Here is a 21103-nt window from a genome sequence, read left to right on the forward strand (position 1 = left end):
TGTCCGGCCCGCCCGCGATGCCACGGGGCCCGTCGCCCCGTCCGCGGAACAGAACAGGAGAGTTTGGCAATGAGCGAACAGGCCAAGGCAGTCGGCCCCGAGGCACTTCCGGCGCTGCGCGAGCAGGTCGAGCGGATCGTCGCCGAGGCGAAGCGCCAGGGCGCCACGGGCTGCGAAGTGGCGGTGTCCCTGGAGCAGGGGCTGTCCACCAGCGTGCGCCAGCGCGAGGTCGAGACGGTCGAATTCAACCGCGACCAGGGCTTCGGCATCACCCTCTACGTCGGCCAGCGCAAAGGCTCGGCGAGCACCTCGGCGACCGGCGACGAGGCCATCCGCGAGACCGTGGCGGCGGCGCTGGCCATCGCCAGGCACACCTCGGAGGACGACTGCGCCGGCCTGGCCGATCCCGCGCTCATGGCCCGCGACCTCCCCGACCTGGACCTCTACCACGCCTGGTCGCTGACCCCGGACCAGGCGGTGGAGCGCGCCCTGGCTTGCGAGGCCGCGGCCTTCGATGCCGACCCGCGGGTGACCAAGGCCGATGGCACCACCCTGAACATCCACCATGGCTGCCGCGTCTACGGCAACAGCCATGGCTTCATCGGCGGCTACGCCAGCACCCGCCACAGCCTCAGCTGCGTGATGATCGCCGAGGGCGAGGGGCAGATGCAGCGCGACTACTGGTACGACGTGAAGCGCCGCGGCGAGTTGCTGGACAGCCCGGAAAGCATCGGCCGCCGCGCCGCCCTGCGCGCCGCCAGCCGCCTGGGCGCGCGCCCGGTGCCGACCGCCGAGGTGCCGGTGCTGTTCGCCCCGGAAGTCGCCGTCGGCCTGTTCGGCCACTTCCTCGGCGCCATTTCCGGCGGCAGCCTGTACCGCAAGTCGTCGTTCCTCGAAGGCTGCCTGGGCCAGCGTCTGTTCCCCGAGTGGCTGACCCTCGACGAACGCCCGCTGCTGCCCGGCGCCCTGGGCAGCGCCTCGTTCGACAACGACGGCCTGGCCACCTACGCCAAGCCCTTCGTGGAGAACGGCACCCTGGTTTCCTACGTGCTCGGCACCTACTCCGGGCGCAAGCTGGGCATGCCCAGCACGGCCAACGCCGGCGGCGTGCACAACCTCTTCGTCAGCCACGGCGACGAGGACCAGAAGGCCCTGCTGCGGCGCATGGGCCGCGGCCTGCTGGTCACCGAGCTGATGGGGCAGGGCGTCAACCTGGTCACCGGCGACTACTCCCGCGGCGCCGGCGGCTACTGGGTGGAGAACGGCGAGATCCAGTTCCCGGTGCAGGAAGTCACCATCGCCGCCAACCTCAAGGACCTGTTCGCCAGCATCCTGGCCATCGGCAACGACGTGGAGAATCGCGGGAACCTGCATACCGGGTCGGTGCTGGTGGAAAGGATGATGGTGGCCGGGAACTGATAGCAGGCTGTGGTTCTGGAGAACGCCGTTTCCTGCAGAGGGAAGCGGCGTTTTTCTTTCCGCAATGGCTCTTCGTAGGAGCGAGCTTGCTCGCGAATGGCGTTCTGCCGGCGAGGCTCGGCGTTTGCTCCAAGAGCGCCCTCTCCCCAGCCCTCTCCCTGAAGGGAGAGGGGGCAGTCCGTGCCGAGAGGAGGAATGGTTTCAGCCGGTCATCTCTGTGCTAGCCGGCTAACGCCGAAACATCAGCATCTGCCCAACGGTTCCCTCTCCCTTCAGGGAGAGGGTTAGGGAGAGGGGCGGCCTTGATCCAATGCACCTCAGCCACCAGCAACTTCCCTTCGCAAGCAAGCCCACTCCTTACCATACGATCAGGCACGGCTTCTCGTAGGAGCGAGCTTGCTCGCGAACACACTTCGCTGCGGGGCCCATTCGCGAGCAAGCTCGCTCCTACGAAGAGCACCCGGCGCATACCACCCCCGATTTGCCCTACTCCCTTGCTCTGACTTGTATTTTCTTTCTCTCGTAACGATAATCAATCTCATTATCGTTCGAGAGCCAGCCATGTTCGTCGAAACCCACACCTCCCTGCTCGACCGCTGGTACCGCCTGGGCACCCGCATCCGCTGCGCGCTGGAGCCCGACGAGCCGCGCCTGCTGGAGCTCTACCTGTTCGAGACGCGCTACCTGGTGGCCTGGGAGCCGCTGCCGGCCTGGCAGCTGTTCGAGAAGAGCTTCCAGCTGCTGCTCGACACCGCCGCCGACGTCGCCCTGCCGTGGCATTGGCGCGGACTCTGCCTCGACCACGCCTATCGCCCGCTCTGCGACCTGCGCCGCCTCGCCGGCGATGCCGAACGCAGGCAGCGCCTGCAACAGCTTTCGCGCCGGCTGGCCACGCAGCCGATGGCGCCTTCCCTGACGTACCACGACCTGTAAGCGAGAAAGCAGAATGACTGACAGCCGTATCGAACGCGACAGCATGGGTGAACTGGCGGTGCCGGCCGCGGCGCTGTACGGGGCCCAGACCCAGCGTGCGGTGAACAACTTCCCGGTCAGCGGCCAGCGCATGCCCGCCGCCTTCATCCGCGCGTTGCTGCTGGCCAAGGCCGCCGCGGCGCGGGCCAACGTCGCCCTGGAGCAACTGGACGCCGAGACCGGCGCGGCCATCGTCGCCGCCTGCGAGGAACTGCTGGCCGGCGACTTCCTCCAGCACTTCCCGGTGGACGTGTTCCAGACCGGCTCCGGCACCAGCTCCAACATGAACGCCAACGAGGTGGTGGCGACCCTCGCCGGCCGTCGCCTGGGCCGCGCGGTCAACCCCAACGACCAGGTCAACTGCGGGCAGAGCAGCAACGACATCATCCCCTCGACCATCCACATCAGCGCCGCCCTGGAAATCCACGAGCGCCTGCTGCCGGCGTTGCGCCACCTGCAGGCCACCCTCGAGCGCAAGGCCGGCGAGGTGCAGCAATACGTCAAGACCGGGCGCACCCACCTGATGGATGCCATGCCGGTGCGCCTGAGCCAGGTGCTCGGCGGCTGGGCCCAGCAGGTACGCCAGGCCAGCGCCAACCTCGAGGCCCTGCAGCCGGCGCTGCAGCAATTGGCCCAGGGCGGCACCGCCGTCGGCACCGGGGTGAATGCCCACCCGCAGTTCTCCGCGCGCTTCTGCCAGGAACTCAACGGCCTGACCGGCCTGGCCTTCCGCCCGGGCGACGACTTCTTCGCCCTGATCGGCGCCCAGGACACCGCCGTGGCCGTCTCCGGCCAGCTCAAGACCCTTGCCGTGGCGCTGATGAAGGTCGCCAACGACCTGCGCTGGATGAACTCCGGCCCGCTCGCCGGCCTCGCCGAGATCGAGCTGGAAGCCCTGCAGCCGGGCTCCTCGATCATGCCCGGCAAGGTCAACCCGGTGATCCCCGAGGCCACCGCGATGGTCGCCGCCCAGGTAATCGGCAACGACGCCACCATCGCCGTGGCCGGGCAGTCCGGCAACTTCGAGCTGAACGTGATGCTGCCGGTGATCGCCGACAACCTGCTGCAGAGCATCCAGCTGCTGGGCAACGTCAGCCGCCTGCTGGCCGACAAGGCCATCGCCAGCTTCAGGGTCAACGAGGCGCGCCTGCGCGAAGCGCTGTCGCGCAACCCGATCCTGGTCACTGCGCTGAATCCGATCATCGGCTACCAGAAGGCCGCCGAGATCGCCAAGCAGGCCTACCGCGAGGGCCGCCCGATCATCGAGGTCGCCCTGGAGAACACCGATCTCGGCCGCGAGCGCCTGGAGGCCCTGCTGGACCCCGAGAAACTCACCGCCGGCGGCCTCTGAGGCCGCTTCACCATGGAGGTATGTGACATGCGCCATTGGCAACAGACCATCGAACTGGGCAACCGCTGCTTCATCCGCAACGAGTTGATCGATGCCCGCGAGCACTACCTCCACGCCCTGGCCCACGCCCAGTTGCTGCTGGGCCGCTGGCACGACCCGGACGAGGCGGTGATGGCCTTCGTCATCTCCCACCACAACCTGGGCGACCTGCACGTGCAGCTGGGCCAGCCGGAAGAGGCCGCCGAATACCTGTGCAACTGCCACGAGCGGCTGCTGGAGCTGAGCATCGACCCGCGGCAGAGCCGCGACATGCGCGAGGCCGCGCTGCGCCACAGCCGGCGCAGCTACCTCGAACTGCTCAATTTCATCGGCGAGCACGGCAACTACCCGCGCACCCGCGAGCTGCTGCACCAGCAGGGCGAAGTGGAGCTGCGCCCCGGCCTCTTCGCCACCCCGCAATCCATGCGCTACCACTAGGAGCGACCATGCCCCACAGTCTTCCCGCCTTGCCCTACGCCTACGATGCCCTGGAGCCGCACATCGATGCGCGGACCATGGAGATCCACCACAGCAAGCACCACCAGACCTACGTCAACAACCTGAACGCCGCGCTGGAGGGCACGCCTTTCGCCGAACTGCCGGTGGAAGAACTGCTGCAGCAGCTCAACCGCCTGCCGGAGAAGTTGCTCGGCGCGGTGATCAACAACGGCGGCGGCCATGCCAACCACTCGCTGTTCTGGCAGGTGATGTCGCCGACCGGCGGCGGCGAGCCCGACGGCGCCCTGGCCCGCGCCATCGAGACCGAACTGGGCGGCTACGCGGCCTTCCGCGAGGCCTTCACCAAGGCCGCGCTGACCCGCTTCGGCAGCGGCTGGGCCTGGCTCTGCGTCGACAGCCAGGGCCGCCTGAAGGTGGAAAGCAGCGCCAACCAGGACAGCCCGCTGATGCAGGACCTGATCCCCATCCTCGGCCTGGATGTCTGGGAGCACGCCTACTACCTGCAGTACCAGAACCGCCGGCCGGAATACATCGCGGCCTTCTACGAGGTCGTCGACTGGCCGGAAGTGGCGCGCCGCTACCGCCTGGCCCTGGAGCAGCGGGGGCTCGCCTGATGCCCGCCGCGGAAGTGACGCCATGCGCCCGCTAGAGGCAAGCGCGCGGCAGGGCGGCGCGCGCAGCCTGCGCTGGCTGCTCGGCCTGGGGATAGTGCTGCTGGGCAGCGGCCTGCTGTTCAACCACCTGTTGCTGCTGGCGCGCCTGCAATTGCCGGCGCCGCTGTACCAGGCGCTGAGCGGCGGCCTGATCTGCGCCCTGGGCACGGCCCTGGGCGCGGTTCCTGTGCTGCTGATCCGCAGCATGCCGGCGCGGGTCGCCGATACCCTGCTGGGCTTCGGCGCCGGGGTGATGCTGGCGGCGACGGCCTTTTCCCTGCTGCTGCCGGCCCTGGAGGCGGTCGAGGCGGGCGGACGCTCGCCGCTGTACGCCGCGTTGCTGGTCAGCTTCGGCATGGCCCTGGGGGTACTGGGGCTGATGCTGGCCGGGCGGATGCTGGACGATGCCCAGCACGACCTGGACGACGCGCCGATCCCCGCCATTCCCGCCCGCATCCTGCTGTTCGTCGCGGCCATCGTCCTGCACAACATTCCCGAGGGCATGGCCGTGGGCGTTGCCGCCGGCGGCGAGGTCCAGGGCGCTGGCGGCCTGGCGCTGGGCATCGCCCTGCAGGACGTGCCCGAAGGCTTGGCCATCGCCCTGGTGCTGGCCGGCGCGGGGATGTCGCGGGTGCGGGCGATGCTGGCCGGCGCGGCTTCCGGGCTGGTCGAGCCGCTGTTCGCGGTGCTCTGCGCCTGGCTGGTGGGGGTGTCGCGGATGCTGCTGCCCTGGGGCCTGGCCCTGGCGGCGGGGGCGATGCTCTACGTGGTGGTGCGGGAGATCATTCCCGAATCGCAGCGGCGCGGCTATGCCGGGGAGGCGACCCTGGGCCTGATCGTCGGCTTCTGCCTGATGATGGTGCTGGATACGTCGCTGGGCTAGCGCCCGGCGCGGTGCGGACGGGCGGTCACTCGCCTTCGTCGAAGTAGTTGTTGATCAGGTCGACGAGAGCCTGCAGGGCCTCGTCGGCCTGCTCGCCCTCGGCGTTCAGGTGCAGGTTGGTGCCCTTGCCCGCGGCCAGCATCATCACCGCCATGATGCTCTTGCCGTCCACCGTGCTCTCCGGGCTGCGACCGACGCGGACCTGGCACGGGAAGCGGCCGGCCACGCCGACGAATTTGGCCGCCGCGCGGGCGTGCAGGCCGAGCTTGTTGATGATGGTGATCTCGAGGGCGGGCATCGCGAGGGGGCTGTCCTTTCGTTATCTGCTGCTAGCTCAGGTCGCGGTGGCGAATCTGCACGTTCTTCAGGGTGGCTTTCAGGGCATTGCCGATGCGCTCGGCGAGGTAGACCGAGCGATGATGGCCGCCCGTGCAGCCGATGGCAATGGTGACGTAGGCGCGGTTGCTGGCGGCGAAGCGCGGCAGCCATTTGTTCAGGTAGCCCAGGGTGTCCTGGTACATCTCTTCCACGTCGGGCTGCTCGGCGAGATATTCCTGCACGCCCTTGTCCAGGCCCGACTGCTCGCGCAGCTCGGGTTTCCAGTAGGGGTTGGGCAGGCAGCGCACGTCGAACACCAGGTCGGCGTCCACTGGCATGCCGCGCTTGAAGCCGAACGACTCGACGAGGAAGGCGGTGCCCGGCTCGGGTTTGTTCAGCAGGCGCAGCTTGATGACGTCGCGCAACTGGTAGAGGTTGAGGTTGGTGGTGTTCAGCTTGAGGTCGGCGAGGTCGGCGATCGGGCTGAGCAGTTGCTCCTCGTCGGCGATGGCCTCGGCGAGGGAGCGGGTGTCGGTGGTCAGCGGGTGGCGCCGGCGCGTCTCGGAGAAGCGCTTGAGCAGCGTCTCGTCGTCGGCGTCCAGGTACAGCACGTCGCACTGGATGTGCTTGTCGCGGGCTTCCTGGAGCAGCTCGGGGAAGCGCTTGAGCTGGCTGGGCAGGTTGCGCGCGTCGATCGACACGGCCACCTGCGGGTGCATCAGCTCGGTGTGCAGCAACGCGCGCTGGGCCAGGTCCGGCAGCAGGCTGGCCGGCAGGTTGTCGATGCAGTAGAAGCCGTTGTCCTCGAGGACGTTGAGGGCAGTGCTCTTGCCGGAGCCGGAACGGCCGCTGACGATGATCAGGCGCATGCTAGTGGCCGTTCTGCACTTCCACGACTATCTGGTACAGCGCCTCGCCATCGCTCGCGCGGCGCAGGCGTTCGCGCACCTCGGCGCGGTCGAGCATCGAGGCGATCTGGCGCAGCAGCTCCAGGTGCTCCTCGGTGGCGGCTTCGGGTACCAGCAGGACGAACACCAGGTCGACCGGGGCGCCGTCGAGGGCGTCGAAGTCCACCGGCGCATCGAGGTGAAGAATGGCGCTGATCGGCGCCTTGCAGCCGGTCAGGCGGCAGTGGGGAATGGCGATGCCATTGCCGAAGCCGGTGGAGCCTAGGCGTTCGCGGGCCACCAGGCTTTCGAAGATGTCTTGCGCGTCGAGGCCGGGAAGGTCTTTCACGACCAGGTTGGCGATCTGTTCGAGTACGCGCTTCTTGCTGCCGCCCGGCACGTTCACCAGGGAACGGCCGGGGGACAGGATCTGCTCAAGTCGGATCATAGGGGAGGGGGGTTAGCGGACTCCAACGCCCTGTTGGCGTTCGAGGTACTTTTCCTTGTGTTTGATCAGTTGTCGATCGAGTTTGTCGGTCAGCAGGTCGATGGCGGCGTACATGTCTTCGTGTTCTGCGCAGGCCACGACTTCGCCACCGGAAATGTGCAGCGTGGCTTCGATACGCTGTTTCAGCTTTTCGACCTCCATGATGACCTGAACATTGGTGATCTTGTCGAAGTGGCGCTCCAGTCGGCCGAGTTTCTCGACCACGTAGTCGCGCAGGGCGTCGGTCACATCCAGTTGATGGCCACTGATGTTGACTTGCATACCGCTTTCTCCTTATTGCCCGTGTATAAGTGGCAGGTTATGGGGCCTGCCGCCGGAACACCTTGGCTTGGGTCAATCAGACCAGTCGCTTGCGCTCGCTCGATGGAGCTATTCCGAGAGATTCCCGGTACTTGGCGACTGTCCGACGTGCCACTTGAATGCCCTGTGCCTCCAGTAAACCAGCGATCTTGCTGTCGCTCAACGGCTTTTTCGGACTTTCTGCCGCGACCAGTTTCTTGATGATCGCGCGGATCGCCGTGGACGAGCATTCGCCGCCCTCGGAAGTGCTCACATGGCTGGAGAAGAAGTACTTCAGCTCGAAGATGCCACGCGGCGTGTGCATGAATTTCTGCGTGGTGACCCGCGAGATGGTCGACTCGTGCATGCCCACCGCCTCGGCGATGTCGTGCAGGACCAGCGGCTTCATGGCTTCCTCGCCGTACTCGAGGAAACCGCGCTGGTGCTCGACGATCTGCGTCGCCACCTTCATCAGCGTCTCGTTGCGGCTCTGCAGGCTCTTGATGAACCAGCGGGCTTCCTGCAACTGGTTGCGCATGAAGGTGTTGTCGGCGCTGGAGTCGGCGCGGCGCACCAGGCCGGCATACTGCGAGTTGACACGCAGGCGCGGCACCGCTTCCTGGTTCAGCTCCACCAGCCAGCGCTCGTTGTGCTTGCGCACTATCACGTCCGGCACCACGTACTCGGCCTCGCCGGACTCGATCTGAGAACCCGGGCGCGGGTGCAGCGACTGGATCAGCTCGATGGTTTCGCGCAGCTCGTCTTCCTTGAGCTTCATGCGCCGCATCAGCTGGGTGTAGTCGCGGCTGCCGAGCAGGTCGAGGTGGTCGGCGACCAGGCGCAGGGCCTCGCTCAGCAGGTGGGTGTTGGCGGGCATCTGGCGCAGCTGCAGCAGCAGGCATTCGCGCAGGTTGCGCGCGCCGACGCCGGCCGGCTCCATCTGCTGGATGCGCCGCAGCACCACTTCCACCTCGTCCATCTCGATGCCCAGCTCGGGGTCGAGGGAGGTGAGGATGTCCTCCAGGGATTCTTCCAGGTAGCCGTCGTTGTTGATGCCGTCGATGATGCTCAGGGCCACCAGGCGGTCGCTGTCGGACATGGGGCAGAGGTTCAGCTGCCACAGCAGGTGGCTCTGCAGGCTCTCGCCGGCGGAGGTGCGGGCGGTGAAGTCCCACTCGTCGTCGTCGTTGCTGGGCAGGCTGCTGGCGCTGGTCTGGTAGACGTCTTCCCAGGCGGTATCCACCGGGAGTTCGTTGGGGATGCGCTCGGCCCACTGGTCTTCGTCCAGGCTGTCGGCGCTGGGCGTGGTGGTTTCCTGGAAGCTTTCGCTCTGCGAGTTGACGTTGGTATTGGTGGGGGTTTCCGCGCCCTCGGCGTAGGGGTCGCTACCGTCGAAGTCTTCGCCTTCTTCCTGGCGCTCGAGCATCGGGTTGGATTCCAGCGCCTCCTGAATCTCCTGTTGCAGATCCAGGGTGGAGAGTTGGAGCAGTCGGATGGCCTGTTGCAGCTGCGGAGTCATCGTCAGCTGCTGGCCCATCTTGAGGACGAGCGATGGTTTCATGGCTGGAACTTGGCACCTTGTCCGCGGGCGTGTAGCGCACCCAATCCACGACTACGGGCGCCTGGACCCAAATTCCCGGACGCCGCTAGGAAGCAAATTATATGCCTGAATTCTCAGACTTTGCCTAGGGCGTTTACGCATAAATCTGTTGTCGGTCGGTCGGGCCGACGTGAGGAGGGCGTCCGCCCCGGCGCGCGGCCGGGGCGAGGGGGCTCAGAGGCGGAACTCGTGGCCCAGGTAGACTTCCTTGACCAGTTCGTTGGCCAGGATAGCCGCGGAATCGCCTTCGGCGATCAACTGGCCGTCGTTGACGATGTAGGCCGTCTCGCAGATGTCCAGGGTCTCGCGCACGTTGTGGTCGGTGATGAGCACGCCGATGCCCTTGGCCTTGAGGTGGTGGATGATCTGCTTGATGTCGCCCACCGAGATCGGGTCGACGCCGGCGAAGGGTTCGTCGAGGAGGATGAACTTCGGCGAGCTGGCCAGGGCGCGGGCGATCTCCACGCGGCGGCGCTCGCCGCCGGACAGGCTCATGCCGAGGTTGTCGCGGATGTGGTGGATGTGGAACTCCTCCAGCAGGCCTTCCAGGGCCTCCTTGCGGCCGTTGCGATCGAGGTCGGCGCGGGTCTCGAGGATGGCGCCGATGTTGTCCGCCACCGACAGCTTGCGGAAGATCGAGGCTTCCTGCGGCAGGTAGCCGATGCCGGCGCGGGCGCGGCCGTGCATGGGCAGGTTGGTGACGTCCTGCTCGTCGATGCGGACCACGCCCTGGTCGGCGCGGACCAGGCCGACGATCATGTAGAAGCAGGTGGTCTTGCCGGCGCCGTTGGGGCCGAGCAGGCCGACGATCTGCCCGCTGTCGATGCTCATGCTGACATCGCGGACGACCTGGCGGCCCTTGTAGCTCTTGGCGAGGTGCTGTGCGGTGAGCGTGGCCATTACTGGGCTTGATCCTGCTTCTTCTTGGGCTGGATGACCATGTCGATGCGCGGGCGCGGGGTGGTCACCTGGGTGCCGGTGGCGCGGCCGGCGTTGACGATCTGCCGTTCGGTGTCGTAGACGACCTTCTCGCCTTCGAAGGTGTTGCCTTCCTGGATCACCTTGGCCTGGTCGATCAGGATCACCCGGTTCTGGGTGACGAAGTACTGGATGGTCAGGCCGTAGGCCTTGGTGATTTCCTTGTCCGGCGCCGGCTTCTGCTCGAAATAGGCGGGCTTGCCGACCGAGGTGACCACCTCGATCTCGCCGTCCTTGTTCTGCTTGAGGGTGACGGTGTTGCCGGTCAGCTTCATGCTGCCCTGGGTCACCACCACGTCGCCGCGGTACACGGCGACGCCCTGCTTGTCGTCCAGTTCGGCGCTGTCGGCCTGCACGCGGATCGGCTGCTCGCGATCCGTCGGCAGCGCCCAGCCAGCGCTGCTGCCCAGGGCGGCGACGAGGCCGAGGAAAAGGGGGAAGGTTTTAACGAACCTCATGCTGACCTCTTACGTTGGACAGCAGGGTCATCCGGCTGTCTTTCAGATACGCTTTCATGCCTACCGCCGTGGTCACCCCTTGGGGCTCGGTGATCTTAACGGGTTGACTGGTCTCGGCATAATCCTTGTCCGGGAACACCGTCATGCGCGTGGTGGTGAGCAGCAGGGTGCGGTTCTGCGCGTCGGTGCGCTGGACCCGGACGTTGTCGATCAGTTCGACCTGCTTGCCTTCCGGGCCCACCTCGGCGCGCACGCTCTGCACGTGCCACGGCTGCGGCTCGCCCTCGCGGAAGAAGAACAGGTCCGGCGTGGTGACGTTGGTGACGTCGGTGGCTTTCATGTGCTCCAGGCGATCGGCGGTCATCTCGTAGGCCAGGCTGCCGTCCTCGCGGTACTGCAGGCTGTGGGCATTTGCCGCGTAGAAGTCGATGGCGTCGTTGCTCGGCGCGACCTGGCGCTCGTTGAAGTCCAGGCGCACGTTCCAGTAGTAGCCCAGTGCGACCAGCAGGACCGCGATCAGGGCGAGGAGGAGCTTCTGGCGAAGGGTCTTCGGCATGTCTGGCTCTACAGGTAGGCGCTTTGCGCCGCCTCGAGGTTGCCCTGGGCGCGCAGGATGAGTTCGCAGAATTCACGGGCCGCGCCTTCGCCGCCGCGCGCCTGGGTCACGCCGTGGGCGTGCTGGCGAACGAAGGCGTCGGCGCTGGCCACCGCCATGCCCAGGCCGACCCGGCGGATGACCGGAAGGTCCGGCAGGTCGTCGCCCAGGTAGGCGACCTGTTCATAGCCTAGCCCGAGTTCGGCGAGCAGTTGGTCGAGGACCGCCAGCTTGTCCTCGCGGCCCTGGAACAGGTGCTCGATGCCCAGGTTCTGCGCGCGGCGCTCGACCACGGCGCTCTTGCGGCCGCTGATGATGGCGGTGCGCACGCCCGAGGCGATGAGCATCTTGATGCCGTGGCCGTCGAGGGTGTTGAAGGTCTTGAACTCGCCGCCGTCGGGCAGGAAGTAGAGCTTGCCGTCGGTCAGCACGCCATCCACGTCGAACACCGCCAGGCGCACGCCACTGGCGCGTTGCAGCAGGTCTGCGGTCATTCAGATGACTCCGGCGCGGGTCAGGTCGTGGACGTGCAGGACGCCGACCGGGTGGTCGTCGCCGTCGACCACCACCAGGACGTTGATCTTGTGGTCGTCCATGATCTTCAGGGCTTCGGCGGCGAGCATGTCCGGGCGCACGGTCTTGCCGTGCACGGTCATCACCTGGTCGATGGTGGCCGTGCGCACGTCCACGCCCTTGTCCAGGGTGCGGCGCAGGTCGCCGTCGGTGAACACGCCGGCCAGGCGGCCGTCTTCGCCGAGGACGATGGTCATGCCAAGGCCCTTGCGCGTCATTTCCAGCAGGGCGCCGCTGAGCGAAGTGCCGGGGGAGACCTGCGGCAGTTCTTCACCCACGTGCATGATGTTTTCCACTTTCAGCAACAATCTCCGGCCCAGGGCGCCGCCTGGATGGGAGAAGGCGAAGTCCTCGGCGGTGAAGCCGCGGGCTTCCAGCAGGGCCACGGCGAGGGCGTCGCCGAGCACCAGGGAGACGGTGGTAGAGGAGGTCGGCGCCAGGTTCAGCGAGCAGGCCTCGTGTTCGACGCTGGCGTCCAGGTTCACCGCGGCGGCCTTGGCCAGCGGCGACTCGGGGTTGCCGGTCATGCTCACCAGGGTGATGCCCAGGCGGGCGATCAGCGGCAGCAGGGTGATGATCTCGGCGGTGGAGCCGGAGTTGGACAGCGCCAGGACCACGTCGTCCCTGGTGATCATGCCCATGTCGCCGTGGCTGGCCTCGGCCGGGTGCACGAAGAACGCCGGGGTGCCGGTGCTGGCCAGGGTGGCGGCGATCTTGCGGGCGATGTGCCCGGACTTGCCCATGCCGACCACCACCACGCGGCCGGTGCAGCCGAGCAGCAGTTCGCAGGCCCTGGAGAAATCGGCCCCGATGCGTGGCAGCAGGGCATCCACCGCATCGCGCTCGAGGCCGATGGTGCGTTGTGCCGACTGGATGAAATCGTGATTCTGGCTCATGTTCCGATCGCGTGGGGCGAAGTGAAGGGCGAGATTATAACGGTAAAGCGGTCCGGGCTTCACCCTGCCGATACCGGATCTTGCACAGGGAAAGCTGAATCCGAGCTGAATCGCCGGCGGCGGGCCTTGGGCCGCCGTGCGCGCCAATGCTATAGTTCGCCGCCGTTCGGCCTGTCTTGCGTTACCGTGTTCCGACGGTTCGACGGGGCATTGCAGGGACAGGGCCGTCATGCAAGGAGTTCTATGAGCACCGATGAAAAATACGCTGTCGAGCTGAAGGGGGTCACCTTCAAGCGCGGTACCCGCGCCATCTTCGACAACGTGGATATCCGTATTCCGCGCGGCAAGGTCACCGGCATCATGGGGCCGTCGGGTTGCGGCAAGACCACCTTGCTGCGCCTGATCGCCGCACAGCTGCGCCCGGTCAAGGGCGACGTCCTGGTCAACGGGCAGAACCTGCCGAAGCTGGCCCGCGCCGACCTGTTCGACCTGCGCAAGCAGTTCGGCGTGCTGTTCCAGAGCGGCGCGCTGTTCACCGACCTGGACGTGTTCGAGAACGTCGCCTTCCCGCTGCGGGTGCACACCGACCTGCCCGAGGAGATGATCCGCGACATCGTCCTGATGAAGCTGCAGGCCGTGGGCCTGCGCGGGGCGCTGGAGCTGATGCCGGACGAGCTGTCCGGCGGCATGAAGCGCCGCGTGGCGCTGGCCCGGGCGATCGCCCTGGACCCGCAGATCCTCATGTACGACGAACCCTTCGTCGGCCAGGACCCGATCGCCATGGGCGTGCTGGTGCGGCTGATCCGCCTGCTCAACGATGCTCTGGGCATCACCAGCATCGTGGTCTCCCACGACCTGGCGGAAACCGCCAGCATCGCCGACTACATCTATATCGTCGGCGACGGCAAGGTGCTGGGGCAGGGCACGCCGGCGGAGCTCAAGGAGCTCGACGATCCGCGCGTGCGCCAGTTCATGAAGGGGATTCCGGATGGTCCGGTGCCCTTCCACTATCCCGCGCGCGACTATCGCGCCGACCTGCTGGGGGAACGCTGATGCGCAAGACTTCACTGCTCGAGCGGATTCGCCTGCTCGGGCGGTCGGGCCTCGACGTGCTCGAGGCGCTCGGCCGTTCCACGCTGTTCCTCGGCCACGCCATGCTCGGCCGCCGGGTGCCCGGCGGCATGGGCCAATTGCTGGTCAAGCAGCTGTACTCGGTGGGCGTGCTGTCGCTGGCGATCATCGTGGTTTCAGGCGTCTTCATCGGCATGGTGCTGGCCCTGCAGGGCTACAACATCCTCAAGGACTATGGTTCGGAGCAGGCGGTGGGGCAGATGGTGGCCCTGACCCTGCTGCGCGAACTGGGCCCGGTGGTGACCGGCCTGCTGTTCGCCGGCCGCGCGGGCTCCGCGCTGACCGCCGAGATCGGCAACATGAAATCCACCGAGCAGCTCTCCAGCCTGGAGATGATCGGCGTCGACCCGCTGCGCTACGTGATCGCGCCGCGCCTGTGGGCCGGCTTCATTTCGATGCCGCTGCTGGCGGCGATCTTCAGCGTGGTCGGCATCTGGGGCGGCGCCGCCGTCGCCGTCGACTGGCTGGGCGTATACGAGGGTTCCTTCTGGTCGAACATGCAGAACAGCGTGCAATTCGGCGAGGATGTGCTCAATGGCGTGATCAAGAGCGTGGTGTTCGCCTTCGTGGTGACCTGGATCGCCGTGTTCCAGGGCTATGACTGCGAGCCGACCTCCGAAGGGATCAGCCGCGCAACGACTCGAACCGTGGTCTATGCCTCCCTGGCGGTACTGGGGCTGGACTTCATACTGACCGCTTTGATGTTTGGAGACTTCTGATGCAAACCCGCACCCTGGAAATCGGTGTAGGCCTGTTTCTTCTCGGCGGCCTGCTGGCCCTGCTGCTGCTGGCGCTGCGTGTCAGCGGCCTGACCATCGGGCATTCCAATGACACCTACCAGCTGTATGCCTACTTCGACAACGTCGCCGGCGTGACCGTGCGCGGCAAGGTGACCATGGCCGGCGTGACCATCGGCAAGGTAGTCGCCGTGGACCTGGACCACGACAGCTACCGTGGCCGGGTGACCATGGAAATCAACAAGAGCGTCAACAACCTGCCGGACGACTCCACCGCGTCTATCCTCACCGCAGGCCTGCTGGGCGAGAAATACATCGGCATCAGCGTCGGCGGCGACGACAAGATGCTCACGGACGGCGGCGTCATCCACGACACCCAGTCCGCGCTGGTGCTGGAGGACCTGATCGGCAAGTTCCTGTTGAACTCGGTCAACAAAGAAGAGCCCAAGAAGCAATGACGATGATGAGGATGAACGCCATGCTGACTCTCCTGCGCCGCGGCCTGCTGGTCCTGCTCGCAGCACTGCCGCTGATCGCCAACGCCGCGCCCAATGCGCAGCAGGTGGTGCAGCAGACCGTCGACAACCTGCTGTCCGACCTCAAGGCCAACAAGCCGGCCTACCGCGCCGATCCCAAGCAGCTCTACGCCGCCCTGGACCGCATCCTCGGCCCGGTGGTGGACTCCGAGGGCATCGCCAGGGGCGTGATGACCGTCAAGTATTCGCGCCAGGCCTCCCCGGAGCAGATCAAGCGCTTCGAGACGGTGTTCAAGAATAGCCTGATGCAGTTCTACGGCAACGCCCTGCTCGAGTACGACAACCAGGACATCCGCGTGCTGCCGTCCACCGGCAAGCAGGACCCGGAGCGCTCCAGCGTGAACATGGAGATCCGTGACAGCAAGGGCACCGTCTATCCGGTGCAGTACACCATGGTCAACCAGTCGGGGACCTGGCGCCTGCGCAACGTGATCATCAACGGCATCAACATCGGCAAGCTGTTCCGCGACCAGTTCGCCGACTCCATGCAGAAGAACGGCAACGACCTGGAGAAGACCATCGCCGGTTGGGACCAGGTGGTCGCCCATGCCAAGGATGCCGCCAAGGGCAACCCGGACGAGGGTGGCGCGCAATGACCAGCGCCGCCAGCATCAGCGAGGGCGCGGCCGGCGAGCTGCGCCTGGCCGGGGTGCTCGACTACCGCAGCGGCACGCAGCTGCGCGAGCAGGGCAAGGCCCTGATCGCCGCGAGCGGCGCCCAGCAGCTGGTGGTGGATTGTTCGGCGGTGGAGAAGTCCAGCAGCGTCGGCCTGTCGCTGCTGCTGGCCTTCCTGCGCGATGCGCAGCAGGCGGGCAAGAGCCTGCAGGTCCGCGGCTTGCCGAAAGACATGCAAGACATCGCCAAGGTCAGCGACCTCGACGGCATCCTGCCGCTGCAGGGCTGATCGGGGCGCTCGAAAGGCCCTCCGTCCGCGACTTCCCCTGGCGGGGTTCGCAGGCGGGGGGCTTTTTTGTATCATTGCCGGCCCGCGCGCGTTGAGCGCCGATCGAGGTCGAGCATGCAGGCGATTGAAGTCAAGAACATCCTGGAAGCCAAGCTCCCGGGTACCCAGGTCGAAGTGGAAGGCGAAGGCTGCAACTTCCAGCTGAACCTGATCAGTGACGAACTGGCCGGTCTGAGCCCGGTGAAACGTCAGCAGCAGATCTACGCGCACCTTAACGAATGGATCGCCAGTGGCGCCATCCATGCCGTGACCATGAAATTCTTCAGCCGCGCCGCCTGGGCCGAGCGTTCCTGAGCCGCCGGGGATATACCTGCTATGGACAAACTGATCATTACCGGCGGTTCCCGTCTCGACGGCGAAATCCGCATCTCCGGCGCCAAGAACTCCGCGCTGCCGATCCTTGCCGCCACCCTGCTGGCGGATACTCCGGTCACCGTGTGCAACCTGCCGCACCTGCACGACATCACCACCATGATCGAGCTGTTCGGTCGCATGGGCGTGCAGCCGGTGATCAACGAGAAGCTCAACGTCGAAGTCGACGCCAACAGCATCAGGACTCTGGTCGCGCCCTATGAATTGGTGAAGACCATGCGCGCCTCGATCCTGGTGCTCGGCCCCATGGTCGCGCGCTTCGGCGAGGCCGAGGTGGCCCTGCCCGGCGGCTGCGCCATCGGCTCGCGTCCGGTCGACCTGCACATCCGCGGCCTCGAGGCCATGGGCGCGCAGATCACCGTCGAGGGCGGCTACATCAAGGCCAAGGCCCCGGCCGGCGGCCTGCGTGGCGCGCACTTCTTCTTCGATACCGTGTCCGTGACCGGCACCGAGAACATCATGATGGCCGCGGCCCTGGCCAACGGCCGCACCGTGCTGGAAAACGCCGCCCGCGAGCCGGAAGTGGTCGACCTGGCCAACTGCCTGATCGCCATGGGCGCGCAGATCCAGGGCGCCGGCACCGACACCATCGTCATCGACGGCGTGAAGCGCCTGGGCGGCGCCAAGTACAACGTGCTGCCCGACCGCATCGAGACCGGCACCTACCTGGTCGCCGCCGCCGCCACCGGTGGCCGCGTCAAGCTCAAGGACACCGACCCGACCATCCTCGAGGCGGTGCTGCTGAAGCTGGAAGAGGCCGGTGCGCACATCAACACCGGCAACGACTGGATCGAGCTGGACATGAAGGGCAACCGGCCGAAGGCGGTGAACATCCGCACCGCGCCGTACCCGGCTTTCCCCACCGACATGCAGGCCCAGTTCATCTCGCTGAACGCCGTGGCCGAAGGCACCGGCGCGGTGATCGAGACCGTGTTCGAGAACCGCTTCATGCACGTCTACGAGATGAACCGCATGGGCGCGCAGATCCTGGTCGAGGGCAATACCGCCATCGTCACCGGCGTGCCGCAGCTCAAGGGCGCCCCGGTCATGGCCACTGACCTGCGCGCTTCCGCCAGCCTGGTGATCGCTGGCCTGGTGGCCGAGGGCGACACCCTGATCGACCGCATCTACCACATCGACCGTGGCTACGAGTGCATCGAAGAGAAGCTGCAACTGCTCGGCGCCAAGATTCGCCGCGTACCGGGCTAGGGCTGACCAGACATGCTGACCATCGCCCTGTCCAAGGGCCGGATCCTCGATGACACCCTGCCGCTGCTCGCAGCGGCAGGCATTGTGCCGACCGAGAACCCGGACAAGAGCCGCAAGCTGATCATCCCCACCAGCCTCGACGACGTGCGCCTGCTGATCGTCCGCGCCACCGACGTGCCGACCTACGTCGAGCACGGCGCCGCCGACCTCGGCGTGGCCGGCAAGGACGTGCTGCTCGAATACGGCGGCCAGGGGCTGTACGAGCCGCTGGACCTGAAGATCGCCAACTGCAAGCTGATGACCGCCGGCGCGGTCGGCGCGGCCGAGCCCAAGGGGCGCCTGCGGGTGGCCACCAAGTTCGTCAACGTGGCCAAGCGCTACTACGCCGAGCAGGGCCGCCAGGTCGAGGTGATCAAGCTGTACGGCTCCATGGAGCTGGCGCCGCTGGTCGGCCTGGCCGACAAGATCATCGACGTGGTCGACACCGGCAACACCCTGCGCGCCAACGGCCTGGAACCCCAGGAGCTGATCGCCCACATCAGCTCGCGGCTGATCGTCAACAAGGCCTCGATGAAGATGCAGCACGCGCGCATCCAGGCCCTGATCGACACTCTGCGTGAAGCGGTGGAGTCTCGACACCGGGCGTAATTCCCTGCGCGGCCTTCCCGCCGCGCCCGCCTATCCGTGTCATAGCCAAATTTTCTCGGGTGCCCGCACGGTGGGCTTGCTAGTCTAGCGGCGCCCGAGATCACGCCAATTAAAGAGGCCAGCTATGACCGCACCCTTCGCCATCCGTCGACTCAACGCCGCCGATCCGGACTTCGCGCGTCATCTGGACCATCTGCTGTCCTGGGAAAGCGTGTCCGACGACGCCGTGAACCAGCGCGTGCTGGACATCATCGCCGACGTGCGCAGCCGTGGCGACGCCGCCCTGGTCGAGCTCACCCAGCGCTTCGACGGCCTCGCGGTCGCCAGCATGGCCGACCTGATCCTGCCGCGCGAGCGCCTGGAACTGGCCCTGACGCGCATCACCCCGGCCCAGCGCGAGGCGCTGGAAACCGCCGCCGAGCGCGTGCGCAGCTACCACGAGAAGCAGAAGCAGGACTCCTGGCGCTACACCGAGGCCGACGGCACCGTGCTCGGCCAGCAGGTCACCCCGCTGGACCGCGCCGGCCTGTACGTGCCCGGCGGCAAGGCTTCCTATCCGTCTTCGGTGCTGATGAACGCGATTCCCGCCAAGGTCGCCGGCGTCGCCGAAGTGGTCATGGTGGTGCCGACGCCGCGTGGCGAGATCAACGAGATCGTCCTCGCCGCCGCCTGCATCGCCGGCGTCGACCGCGTCTTCACCATCGGCGGCGCCCAGGCCGTGGCCGCGCTGGCCTACGGCACCGAGAGCGTGCCGCAGGTGGACAAGATCGTCGGCCCGGGCAACATCTACGTGGCCACCGCCAAGCGCCACGTGTTCGGCCAGGTGGGCATCGACATGATCGCCGGTCCCTCGGAAATCCTCGTGGTCTGCGACGGCGGCACCGACCCGGACTGGATCGCCATGGACCTGTTCTCCCAGGCCGAGCACGACGAGGACGCCCAGTCGATCCTGGTCAGCCCGGACGCCGCGTTCCTCGACAAGGTCGCCGCCAGCATCGAGAAGCTGCTGCCGACCATGGAGCGCGCCGAGATCATCCGCACCTCGCTGGGCAACCGCGGCGCGTTGATCCAGGTCGCCGACCAGGAACAGGCCTGCCAGGTGGCCAACCGCATCGCCCCGGAGCACCTGGAGTTGTCGGTGGCCGATCCGGAAAGCTGGCTGCCGAAGATTCGCCATGCCGGCGCCATCTTCATGGGCCGCTACACCGCCGAGGCCCTGGGCGACTACTGCGCAGGCCCGAACCACGTGCTGCCGACCTCCGGCACCGCGCGCTTCTCCTCGCCGCTGGGCGTGTACGACTTCCAGAAGCGCTCGTCGATCATCTTCTGCTCGGCCGACGGCGCCTCGGTGCTCGGCAAGACCGCCTCGGTCCTGGCCCGCGGCGAGTCGCTGACCGCCCACGCGCGCAGCGCCGAATACCGGATCAAGGGCTGAAAAGCCGATAAAAACCGATAAAAGCCGCTGGAGGCTTGAGGCTGGACGAAGTGGGTTTCGCCTTTTCGTTCAGCCTCCAGCCTCCAGCCTTCAGCGAATCTTTAAAGGAGCGAGGGCGATGAGCAAGTTCTGGAGCCCCTTCGTCAAGGACCTGGTGCCCTACGTGCCGGGTGAGCAACCCAAGCTGGCCAGGCTGGTCAAGCTGAACACCAACGAGAACCCCTACGGCCCGTCGCCCAAGGCGCTGGCCGCCATGCAGGCCGAACTGGGCGACGCCCTGCGCCTGTACCCGGACCCCAACGCCGAGCGCCTGAAGCAGACCATCGCCGACTACTACAGCGTGCGCCCGGGCCAGGTGTTCGTCGGCAACGGCTCCGACGAGGTGCTGGCCCACGCCTTCCACGCGCTGTTCCAGCACGACGGCCGGCCGCTGCTGTTCCCCGACGTGACCTACAGCTTCTACCCGGTGTACTGCGGCCTCTACGGCATTCCCTTCGAGGCGCTGGCGCTGGACGAGCAGTTCCAGATCCGCGTCGAGGACTACGCCCGCCCCAACGCCGGGATCATCTTCCCCAACCCCAATGCGCCGACCGGCTGCCTGCTGCCGCTGGACGCCATCGAGCGCCTGCTGCTGGCCAACCCGGACAGCGTGGTGCTGGTGGACGAGGCCTACGTCGACTTCGGCGGCGAGACGGCCATCGGCCTGGTGGAGCGCTACCCGAACCTGCTGGTGGCGCAGACGCTGTCCAAGTCGCGTTCCCTGGCCGGGCTGCGCGTCGGCCTGGCGGTCGGCCACGAGGACCTGATCGAGGCCCTGGAGCGGGTCAAGAACAGCTTCAACTCCTACCCGCTGGACCGCGTGGCCCAGGCCGGCGCCATCGCCGCCTTCGAGGACCGCGAGTACTTCCAGCGCACCTGCCAGGCGGTGATCGACAGCCGCGAGAAGCTGGTCGGCGAACTGAGTGGCATGGGCTTCGAGGTGCTGCCGTCGGCGGCCAACTTCATCTTCGCCCGCCACCCGCAGCACGATGCCGCCGAGCTGGCCGCCGGCCTGCGCGAGCAGGGTGTGATCGTCCGCCACTTCAAGCAGGCGCGCATCGCCCAGTTCCTGCGCATCAGCATCGGCACCGAGGAGCAGAACCAGGCGCTGCTGGACGCCCTGCGCACGCGGCTCTGAAACGCGACCGGCGGAAAAAGCAACGG

At 66.8% G+C, this 21103-nt stretch carries 26 protein-coding genes; 16 read left to right on the forward strand and 10 right to left on the reverse strand.

The genetic code is table 11. The annotated features are described in order from the left end of the window. Positions 1 to 69: 69 nt before the first annotated feature. The 6 genes from pmbA to PcP3B5_RS05710 all read left to right on the forward strand — a co-directional run bounded on the left by pmbA (position 70) and on the right by PcP3B5_RS05710 (position 5776). The gene (gene pmbA, locus PcP3B5_RS05685) at positions 70 to 1419 is read left to right on the forward strand and encodes a metalloprotease PmbA (protein ID WP_043272348.1); all 1350 of its coding nucleotides are present in this window, start codon (positions 70 to 72) and stop codon (positions 1417 to 1419) included. A 561-nt stretch (positions 1420 to 1980) separates the two neighbouring features. Further along, positions 1981 to 2352 (forward strand): hypothetical protein, encoded by a 372-nt coding sequence (locus PcP3B5_RS05690; protein WP_009617785.1) that lies wholly within the window; start codon positions 1981 to 1983, stop codon positions 2350 to 2352. Between the two features lie 13 nt (positions 2353 to 2365). Then, complete coding sequence (gene fumC, locus PcP3B5_RS05695; protein WP_058488596.1) at positions 2366 to 3742, forward strand: class II fumarate hydratase FumC; 1377 nt, start codon at positions 2366 to 2368, stop codon at positions 3740 to 3742. 27 nt (positions 3743 to 3769) lie between these two features. Next, complete coding sequence (locus tag PcP3B5_RS05700) at positions 3770 to 4219, forward strand: tetratricopeptide repeat protein (RefSeq protein ID WP_009617791.1); 450 nt, start codon at positions 3770 to 3772, stop codon at positions 4217 to 4219. An 8-nt stretch (positions 4220 to 4227) separates the two neighbouring features. Further along, complete coding sequence (locus PcP3B5_RS05705; protein ID WP_061560770.1) at positions 4228 to 4854, forward strand: superoxide dismutase; 627 nt, start codon at positions 4228 to 4230, stop codon at positions 4852 to 4854. A gap of 22 nt (positions 4855 to 4876) precedes the next feature. Next, positions 4877 to 5776 carry a ZIP family metal transporter gene (locus PcP3B5_RS05710; RefSeq protein ID WP_061560771.1) on the forward strand — a complete coding sequence of 300 codons (900 nt, stop codon included), beginning with the start codon at positions 4877 to 4879 and terminating at the stop codon, positions 5774 to 5776. 25 nt (positions 5777 to 5801) lie between these two features. Here the strand turns inward: PcP3B5_RS05710 and PcP3B5_RS05715 are convergent, their stop codons facing one another. The 10 genes from PcP3B5_RS05715 to PcP3B5_RS05760 all read right to left on the reverse strand — a co-directional run bounded on the left by PcP3B5_RS05715 (position 5802) and on the right by PcP3B5_RS05760 (position 12868). Then, positions 5802 to 6074 carry an HPr family phosphocarrier protein gene (locus PcP3B5_RS05715; RefSeq protein ID WP_009617794.1) on the reverse strand — a complete coding sequence of 91 codons (273 nt, stop codon included), beginning with the start codon at positions 6072 to 6074 and terminating at the stop codon, positions 5802 to 5804. A 31-nt stretch (positions 6075 to 6105) separates the two neighbouring features. Beyond that, on the reverse strand, positions 6106 to 6963 hold the full coding sequence (gene rapZ / locus PcP3B5_RS05720) for an RNase adapter RapZ (RefSeq protein ID WP_009617797.1): 858 nt from the start codon (positions 6961 to 6963) through the stop codon (positions 6106 to 6108). 1 nt (position 6964) lies between these two features. Further along, positions 6965 to 7429 (reverse strand): PTS IIA-like nitrogen regulatory protein PtsN, encoded by a 465-nt coding sequence (gene ptsN, locus PcP3B5_RS05725; RefSeq protein WP_009617799.1) that lies wholly within the window; start codon positions 7427 to 7429, stop codon positions 6965 to 6967. A 12-nt stretch (positions 7430 to 7441) separates the two neighbouring features. Continuing rightward, positions 7442 to 7750 (reverse strand): ribosome hibernation-promoting factor, HPF/YfiA family, encoded by a 309-nt coding sequence (hpf, locus tag PcP3B5_RS05730; RefSeq protein ID WP_009617801.1) that lies wholly within the window; start codon positions 7748 to 7750, stop codon positions 7442 to 7444. Between the two features lie 76 nt (positions 7751 to 7826). Next, positions 7827 to 9329 carry an RNA polymerase factor sigma-54 gene (locus PcP3B5_RS05735; RefSeq protein WP_024128165.1) on the reverse strand — a complete coding sequence of 501 codons (1503 nt, stop codon included), beginning with the start codon at positions 9327 to 9329 and terminating at the stop codon, positions 7827 to 7829. Positions 9330 to 9542: 213 nt separating this feature from the next. After that, positions 9543 to 10268 (reverse strand): LPS export ABC transporter ATP-binding protein, encoded by a 726-nt coding sequence (lptB, locus tag PcP3B5_RS05740; RefSeq protein WP_009617805.1) that lies wholly within the window; start codon positions 10266 to 10268, stop codon positions 9543 to 9545. Beyond that, positions 10268 to 10804, reverse strand: a complete 537-nt coding sequence (gene lptA, locus PcP3B5_RS05745) for a lipopolysaccharide transport periplasmic protein LptA (RefSeq protein WP_009617806.1) — start codon at positions 10802 to 10804, stop codon at positions 10268 to 10270. The genes lptB and lptA overlap by 1 nt, the downstream gene beginning before the upstream one ends. After that, positions 10791 to 11360: an LPS export ABC transporter periplasmic protein LptC gene (gene lptC, locus PcP3B5_RS05750; protein WP_009617808.1), complete on the reverse strand. Its 570-nt coding sequence runs from the start codon at positions 11358 to 11360 to the stop codon at positions 10791 to 10793. The genes lptA and lptC overlap by 14 nt, the downstream gene beginning before the upstream one ends. An 8-nt stretch (positions 11361 to 11368) precedes the next feature. Continuing rightward, on the reverse strand, positions 11369 to 11893 hold the full coding sequence (locus PcP3B5_RS05755) for a KdsC family phosphatase (RefSeq protein WP_009617809.1): 525 nt from the start codon (positions 11891 to 11893) through the stop codon (positions 11369 to 11371). Continuing rightward, entirely contained in the window at positions 11894 to 12868 is a 975-nt protein-coding gene (locus tag PcP3B5_RS05760; protein ID WP_009617811.1) for a KpsF/GutQ family sugar-phosphate isomerase, read from the reverse strand. 243 nt (positions 12869 to 13111) lie between these two features. Between PcP3B5_RS05760 and PcP3B5_RS05765 the strand changes: the two genes are divergently transcribed. From PcP3B5_RS05765 to hisC, 10 genes are all read left to right on the forward strand, one after another. Continuing rightward, on the forward strand, positions 13112 to 13921 hold the full coding sequence (locus PcP3B5_RS05765; protein WP_043272352.1) for an ATP-binding cassette domain-containing protein: 810 nt from the start codon (positions 13112 to 13114) through the stop codon (positions 13919 to 13921). After that, entirely contained in the window at positions 13921 to 14718 is a 798-nt protein-coding gene (gene mlaE / locus PcP3B5_RS05770; protein ID WP_009617815.1) for a lipid asymmetry maintenance ABC transporter permease subunit MlaE, read from the forward strand. Before PcP3B5_RS05765 ends, mlaE begins: the two co-directional genes overlap by 1 nt. Beyond that, positions 14718 to 15194 (forward strand): outer membrane lipid asymmetry maintenance protein MlaD, encoded by a 477-nt coding sequence (mlaD, locus tag PcP3B5_RS05775; RefSeq protein WP_009617817.1) that lies wholly within the window; start codon positions 14718 to 14720, stop codon positions 15192 to 15194. Before mlaE ends, mlaD begins: the two co-directional genes overlap by 1 nt. A gap of 20 nt (positions 15195 to 15214) precedes the next feature. Next, positions 15215 to 15868, forward strand: coding sequence for an MlaC/ttg2D family ABC transporter substrate-binding protein (locus PcP3B5_RS05780; RefSeq protein WP_009617819.1), 654 nt, complete (start codon positions 15215 to 15217; stop codon positions 15866 to 15868). Next, complete coding sequence (locus PcP3B5_RS05785; protein ID WP_009617822.1) at positions 15865 to 16176, forward strand: STAS domain-containing protein; 312 nt, start codon at positions 15865 to 15867, stop codon at positions 16174 to 16176. Before PcP3B5_RS05780 ends, PcP3B5_RS05785 begins: the two co-directional genes overlap by 4 nt. A gap of 114 nt (positions 16177 to 16290) precedes the next feature. Beyond that, on the forward strand, positions 16291 to 16530 hold the full coding sequence (locus tag PcP3B5_RS05790) for a BolA family protein (RefSeq protein WP_009617824.1): 240 nt from the start codon (positions 16291 to 16293) through the stop codon (positions 16528 to 16530). A gap of 21 nt (positions 16531 to 16551) precedes the next feature. Further along, positions 16552 to 17817 carry a UDP-N-acetylglucosamine 1-carboxyvinyltransferase gene (murA, locus tag PcP3B5_RS05795; protein WP_009617826.1) on the forward strand — a complete coding sequence of 422 codons (1266 nt, stop codon included), beginning with the start codon at positions 16552 to 16554 and terminating at the stop codon, positions 17815 to 17817. 12 nt (positions 17818 to 17829) lie between these two features. Next, entirely contained in the window at positions 17830 to 18465 is a 636-nt protein-coding gene (gene hisG, locus PcP3B5_RS05800; RefSeq protein ID WP_009617828.1) for an ATP phosphoribosyltransferase, read from the forward strand. A 124-nt stretch (positions 18466 to 18589) separates the two neighbouring features. Beyond that, positions 18590 to 19900 (forward strand): histidinol dehydrogenase, encoded by a 1311-nt coding sequence (hisD, locus tag PcP3B5_RS05805; protein WP_061560772.1) that lies wholly within the window; start codon positions 18590 to 18592, stop codon positions 19898 to 19900. Positions 19901 to 20018: 118 nt separating this feature from the next. After that, positions 20019 to 21077, forward strand: coding sequence for a histidinol-phosphate transaminase (gene hisC / locus PcP3B5_RS05810; RefSeq protein WP_061560773.1), 1059 nt, complete (start codon positions 20019 to 20021; stop codon positions 21075 to 21077). Positions 21078 to 21103: the final 26 nt, after the last annotated feature.

Source organism: Pseudomonas citronellolis (genome assembly GCF_001586155.1).
Classification (GTDB): Bacteria; Pseudomonadota; Gammaproteobacteria; order Pseudomonadales; family Pseudomonadaceae; genus Pseudomonas; species Pseudomonas citronellolis.